General features: G+C 53.7%; 5 protein-coding genes. 1 reads left to right on the top strand and 4 read right to left on the bottom strand.

What is annotated here, in order from left to right; genetic code table 11:
- The first annotated feature begins 57 nt into the window (after positions 1-57).
- A complete protein-coding gene (locus tag IGR76_03750) occupies positions 58-510 on the top strand; it encodes a Rho termination factor N-terminal domain-containing protein (GenBank protein ID MBF2077638.1) in 453 nt (150 codons plus the stop codon).
- Positions 511-642: 132 nt separating this feature from the next.
- Here IGR76_03750 and IGR76_03745 read toward each other — a convergent pair whose 3' ends face one another.
- The 4 genes from IGR76_03745 to IGR76_03730 all read right to left on the bottom strand — a co-directional run bounded on the left by IGR76_03745 (position 643) and on the right by IGR76_03730 (position 5,373).
- Positions 643-1,386 carry a ParB N-terminal domain-containing protein gene (locus tag IGR76_03745; protein MBF2077637.1) on the bottom strand — a complete coding sequence of 248 codons (744 nt, stop codon included), beginning with the start codon at positions 1,384-1,386 and terminating at the stop codon, positions 643-645.
- Positions 1,387-1,389: 3 nt separating this feature from the next.
- Positions 1,390-2,016 carry a ParA family protein gene (locus IGR76_03740; GenBank protein MBF2077636.1) on the bottom strand — a complete coding sequence of 209 codons (627 nt, stop codon included), beginning with the start codon at positions 2,014-2,016 and terminating at the stop codon, positions 1,390-1,392.
- 72 nt (positions 2,017-2,088) lie between these two features.
- Positions 2,089-2,286, bottom strand: a complete 198-nt coding sequence (locus tag IGR76_03735; GenBank protein MBF2077635.1) for a hypothetical protein — start codon at positions 2,284-2,286, stop codon at positions 2,089-2,091.
- A gap of 96 nt (positions 2,287-2,382) precedes the next feature.
- Positions 2,383-5,373, bottom strand: coding sequence for a DUF3854 domain-containing protein (locus tag IGR76_03730; protein ID MBF2077634.1), 2,991 nt, complete (start codon positions 5,371-5,373; stop codon positions 2,383-2,385).
- Positions 5,374-5,992 lie beyond the last annotated feature (619 nt).

Below are 5,992 nucleotides of genomic sequence, written 5' to 3'. Positions count from 1 at the left end.
CCAAGGACAACCTTGTCGCAACCGGCAACCACCCCACTATTTCCGATAAAGTCTATTATGTTCAACTTACTCAACATCATTGATGCGGGTTTGGGCGCGATCGCGATGACGCAGATGGTCTATCGACGAATTCAACCGAAGGCGCAGCAGGCATGGAAATTACTGACTGCTGAGAAGACACAACGACTGCTACGGGCGATCGGGCTAGCGGTGCTGGTCGTGATCACAATCGTCCTGCTGGGCATGGTGCAGGTGATGAAATTGGCTTGGCAGGAGGCACAGAAGACCATTCGGGTACGGTTGGCCCCAGAGGAGGAAACTGGCACCGCTGCTTCGGGTCAGGAACAAATGCCGATGGTTGCTCAGGGGGCAACGTTGATTTCGGCCCAGATGGGGGTGCGGGCTTTGCGCCAACTCGCAACACAACAGGGGATTCGCAATGCCGCGCGGATGCGCAAATCGGAGCTGCTGGAACGGCTAGGCAAAGTTAGCAGTTTAATCACGCTCTAGCACTAAACCGCCCTACTGACAGCGATTAATCTTAAGCCGCTACGCCCCCCCCTAAGAAACAATCATGAAAAGCCGGAAATGTTTCCTACTTAATTCGTTAAGACTTTAGCCAGGAAGCAAATCGCAGCACTCTTAGGGACCATCAAACTTTTCCAGTATTTCGTCTAGCTGTTCCAAGATTGAGGGAATAGACTTAGTGGCACTCTTCACGCCCCGAACCTGTAGAGCAACTTCCTGAGCTGCCGCCAAAGATTTTCTTGCCTTCCGTAAAAGTAGGAAAAGTTGCCGACTTTCGTCAGCCGTCTTTTCTGGAGACGGCTCTGCTTCATTTAGGTACTGTCGTACTCGGCGAATACTTTTCCCTACAACCACACTTAACGCAGGCATCAACGCTTTTTGCCCAGCCTTAGGTCGGCCTTTCAATTCGACAAATCCGGCTGACTTCAACCGCTCAGCGATCTCCCGGACTTCATCCTTAGTGTAATCGCGGCGTTTCTCATTCTCAGCCACCTCAATTTGAAACGCTAAGTCCGCGTCCTTTTCTGCATCAAATTCAAAATGGCGTACCGGAACTAATCCACCGGGGAAATGCTGCTGAAAAGCGGTTGAGTTATTGGCCTCAATCTGCTGAATCGCAGCCAAGCGGTGTCCCCCCGCTAACAATCTTCCCTTGCTATCGATGGCTAATGGCTCAATCAAACCTAAAACTGCGATCGATTCCGCTAGCTCATTCACATGCTCCGAGTCCAGTTCCCGCGTATTTTGAACACGATACTGAATCTTCTCAAGGGGAAATATCGAGCTACTGGTTGATGTTTTAGGAGACTGAGCCGCATGGTGCTTCTCAGCGGTTTGAATCAATTTATTGAGGCTCACCGCTTATCTCCTCTCTTTCGTTAATTGCCAAACTTCACGTCCAATTTTGTCATAATCAGCCGCACCTAATTTTGCAACCGTTCCCTTCATCCTGCCGACAGGAAAACCTTCTAGTTCCGCATCCATAAATACGTCACGCCTCTGAATCATCCCCTTGAAAGTCGGGATGCCCGATTCCTTGAGTGCTTCCTGAGCCTTCAAACCACGTTGAGACGGGCGTGGGGGAACTAGCGTCAACAGTACCCGATAACGACTCTGAGATATTCCAGATAAACGAGTCAGTGTCCCAATTGCGGCCTCGATCGCCCCCGGTGCAGGACTTGTCGGAATCAGCATCAAATCAGAAAAATTAGCCAATCGAATAATCTCATCGTCATCAGGCCGTGCTGGGGTATCAATCACCAAATCAGTGTAATCCTCTGGCGGGTCCTCATCCCCATCAAATACTGTAAACCCAACATCTAAACCATTCGATAAACCACGCTGATACCAATTCAATGCAGTTCTATTCAAATCACCATCACCCAGAACAACACGCCGACCACGCCGATGACTGAGGGACTCTGCAATATGCACGGCAGTTGTGGTTTTACCAACTCCGCCCTTGAAACTTACAACAGTAATGATCATGGAACGGATTGTACAACACCCATCATGAAATTAGCGAGATTGCCTTCATAGAAGTAAGGGTTAGATCTCGACCTAATATCTGACCGATCGCGCAATTTCCCAGAGTCGTTCACACTGTGTCGGCGACAGCGCCACCCACGCTTCCCGCACAATCTCCTGAGACGACTGGCGCAACACATCCACCAGCATTCGCTTATGCTCTCGCGTCAATGCCCGCATCTGCAACACCGTCCGCAGCATCACCAATAACTGTGCCGATTCCGTTTTCATAAAAACACCACACCAAACACGCGAAGTCGAATCATCATCCTGATTCTCCTCCGATCGCGCGGCGTTGAAAATACGGATTTTGGCCAATCAAGCCGTTCAAGCCGTTCGACTCACCCTCTCTTGGCCCCAATCAACTAACTCGCCTTCTAATGGCGGGATCTCCACTGCAATCGTCTGGGTCGAATCGGTCGCAACACTGGCAGTTTCTGGGGCTTCAGCACTGATCCAGACCTCGGTATTCATCTCTTTGCTTAAGGGATGTGGATCGGCTTGCTGACGCCGTTGCAGCACCGCCAACAACAAGGCCAGATGCGCCTGGTCAATGCTGTACGTGCCCCGTCGCCGGTGTCGTCGGGTCTTAATCCCACAGCTCGCCAGCAAGATGCCAATAATCTGCTGATTCGACATCGCATCGAGCTTGCTAAAACCAAACCCCATGCGAAACTCCGTGGCATGATGGCGAATGAACAACGCGATCGGTTCGGTCTGTTCCGGGGTCAGATCGTCCACTTCCCGCGCCATAATCCGGGCGATCAGTGTGGTCATGCCCGCCTGTTCCAGTAACCAGCGGCGCACCGCACAGCGACTCCAATCCTGAGGCGTCTCAACATTTTGGGTAATCGTCTTGGCACTACGCGCGATCGCGGTGGCATGGGAGAGTGCCGCTTCCAGGGTGAGAAATTGCTGTTGGGTGCGCCCCGCTCGATCGAACAGCACATCCGCCGCTGTTAGATCCTCCAGCTGATAGAACTTGCTCAACTGCCAGCGAGTCAGGCTAAGGGTTTCTTCGGGTGTGAGGGCTTCCGTTTTCTCGGAGAGTTGTTTGGCCTGGGCATCATCGATCGGTCTGGCCTGAGCCACCGCGTTGGCATGGAGTAGCTTTGCCTGGTTGCGGGCGGTTTTGAGGGCTTCCCCAGCGGCCTTGATTTCCGCCTGGGTGACTTTCGGTTTGAGCATGGTGACGGGTTTTCCTTCCTGCCGCAACAATGCGACTAAGGTGTCTTTCAACGCTACCATCCCGCGATTCCGCCGCACCTCCAGCGCCGCCAACATCTGGCAGTTCTGCGACTGCCAATCGATGCCTTCGGCCTTGGTTAAGACATCAGGCGCGAGACTATGCCGCGTCAATCGTACTGCTGCTTTGCTAATTTGCTTGAATTCCTTGAGGAAGGCCGTGACGGTTTGGGCCTGACTCAGCTTGCTATAGGCTGAACCCTTTTTCGCGACATGGACAAAGCGGGGCACATCATTTGACCGTACCCGATCGAGGGCTTGGGCCATGGCATGGGCGGTAATGCTGCCGCCTTTGTAGAAGCCCCAGACGGAATCAATCTGCTCAGTGTGGGATTTGATACTGAACCCTTGGGTTACGGTGGGACTGGTGATAATTGCCCTGATTCCCATCGGCAGTAAGACTGGCAGACTTGCGCCCTTGCCGGCGAGGAAGTCGGATTCGAGCTCCCCGCCGCTAGTCTCACTGGTAATCAGCAGGCTCTTGACCCCCTGCGCTTCCAGCATTCGAGCGAGGCTATCGGCCAAGGCTTTGCTATCCGAGTTGATGTAAATCAGTTGCTCTTCAGGCAGTACCGCAACCCGTTCCATCAGCGTCGCGATCGCGGAGTTCAAGGGTGCGTCGAGAATCGTGGCGGCGTAGGTTAATGCTTTACGATCGCTCCTAACCAAGTAGGCACGTTCCCCCCGAATCGTTTCGATATATTGGATCGCTTCCTCGGACAAATCCGCATCAGCCAGGATAACTAGGTCAGCGGTCTGGACTCGATGGATAAATTCAGCGAGGAGTAAGGGGCGAAGTCCATCCTTATTCGCCAGTTTGGAACTGAGCAAGAATTCCAGGGTCGCCGTCAGCTCGTCGAGAATCAGAATCTCGCTCGCGATCCGTTGGACTTTGAGCAGAGAAGGGATACAGACAGACGCCCCTTGCACGGGTGCCCCTTCCTTGAGCAGTTGGGAGCCGATCGCGTCACCATCGTTAATGAACACCCCACCCCAAGATGCGGCTTGGTCACGCCCCAGACTGACCAGTGGCGTGAATGAGAGCCAAGGCCGCCCCTCCAACAACTGGGCGATCGCTTCGGATTTGCCTGTTCCTTTGCCGCCATAGAGGGCGATAACCCCAGCTCGGGGCAAATCGTTGGCAACGGCTGCAAATTCCCGATCGCTGATGTGTAAGTCTGGTTGCCGTTTAACCTGAGCTGCCAGTTGTCGCCCGATCCGCCATTCGTGGGCCGGGAGCGCCGCCGCGTAAGCGGATGCCCAAGCCTCCACCCCCGCATTCACGATCAGGTCATCGAGACCTTTGCAGCGTCCGTTTTGACCATCCCAGGCCGCGACGTGGACGGTGGCCCCCGATCGCTCAAGGTGCCACGATAGATCCGCGAGGGCCGCTTCAACCTTATGCCGGGTTCTGGGCTTTACATCTTGGTCAAAGGCGAGGATGAAACGTCGATCGGGGAGGGCAAAGCGTTGCAAGTCAGGAATCAATTCTGTCTGGAGCTTGCGGATCCGCTCACCCGCGATCGTCTCGTACTTGCTGACGCCGGCGTTAATCCCATAGAGCGCGATCGTCACATAGCCCTGTGACAGTGCGGCGAGGGCTTTCTTGCCCCCTTCAGTCAGGACAATGGGGATTTCAGGATGGGCAGCGATCCAATCCCAGAAGGATCCCCCTGCGGGTATGTTCCAGCCATAGACCTGTCGCAGTTGCAACGGAACCGGAGGCAGAAAGGCGCGTGCGCCATTGCCAACGGGGGTTTCGTATTTCCGCAGCTTGCCCGACTTTTTATCCTGTTTTGGATCCGATAACTTCGCCTGCCAGCAGGAGCCATCTTCATTCAGCAGCAAGGCAGCGACGATGGCTTGATTGGCCTTGAGGCCGAAGCGACGGTAACGCCAGTTGAGTGCGTCATGGATCGGGGCTTCGGCTTCCCCGGCGGTCTGACTTTCCAAATCGCCAACGACGCGGACTGCCGTGGCGTATAAATCGGGGTGAATCCCAGAAGCGTGAGTGAATTCCGTCTCAAAAGCAGCCGTTGGATGCTGCATTGCTTTAATCAAGGTCGCACACATAACAAAGCGTTTCCCAAGTAAAGGTGAACGAGGGAAAGTGGGGTAACTGTGCCTGCGCCATTGCCGCGATCGTGATCGACGGCGTCAAATCCGTCCGTAACGCTGGAAAGAGCTAATGGCAGGGGGTAGCACAAAAAAACGCCCCACAAACCCGTTGTCAACGATGGGTCGGGGGCCTCCGATGCAAAAAAATTGCATAGAAAACTGTTGCTATGTGTGGAAAATGCTCCATAATAAGCACATAGCGCAAGTGCATCGACGGCGTTTGCCGCGAGGGCCTTAACCAGGAATTTCTAACTATCAAGGCTGGTCAAAGCGTTTCAAGTTAGTCATTCCCGCCCATCATTTAAAGAATCGAATATCAAGAAGAACCTCAGCGATTGCCGTCGTTGGGGTTTTTTGATACTCGGGGTTGTTGCATTGTCGTACCTCACGTTTCAGATGTTGACCTCAACCCGTGAAAGCCAGCGCCGTCACCCAAATGGGTGACACCAGCAGACCGGGGATAGTTTGAGAAGATCATACGGTAAGAACCCCAGAAAAATCACGGATTAACGAGATTCTTTAGCTATTCGGTGGGAAGCCCCGCGCTCTCCCGAAGGGGAGCGTCGGGATGAGA

The sequence above is a fragment of the Synechococcales cyanobacterium T60_A2020_003 genome, assembly GCA_015272205.1.
Lineage (GTDB): Bacteria > Cyanobacteriota > Cyanobacteriia > RECH01 > RECH01 > JACYMB01.
Note: the sequence above shows the minus strand (reverse complement) of the source record. Positions and strands in the feature narration are given on the sequence as shown.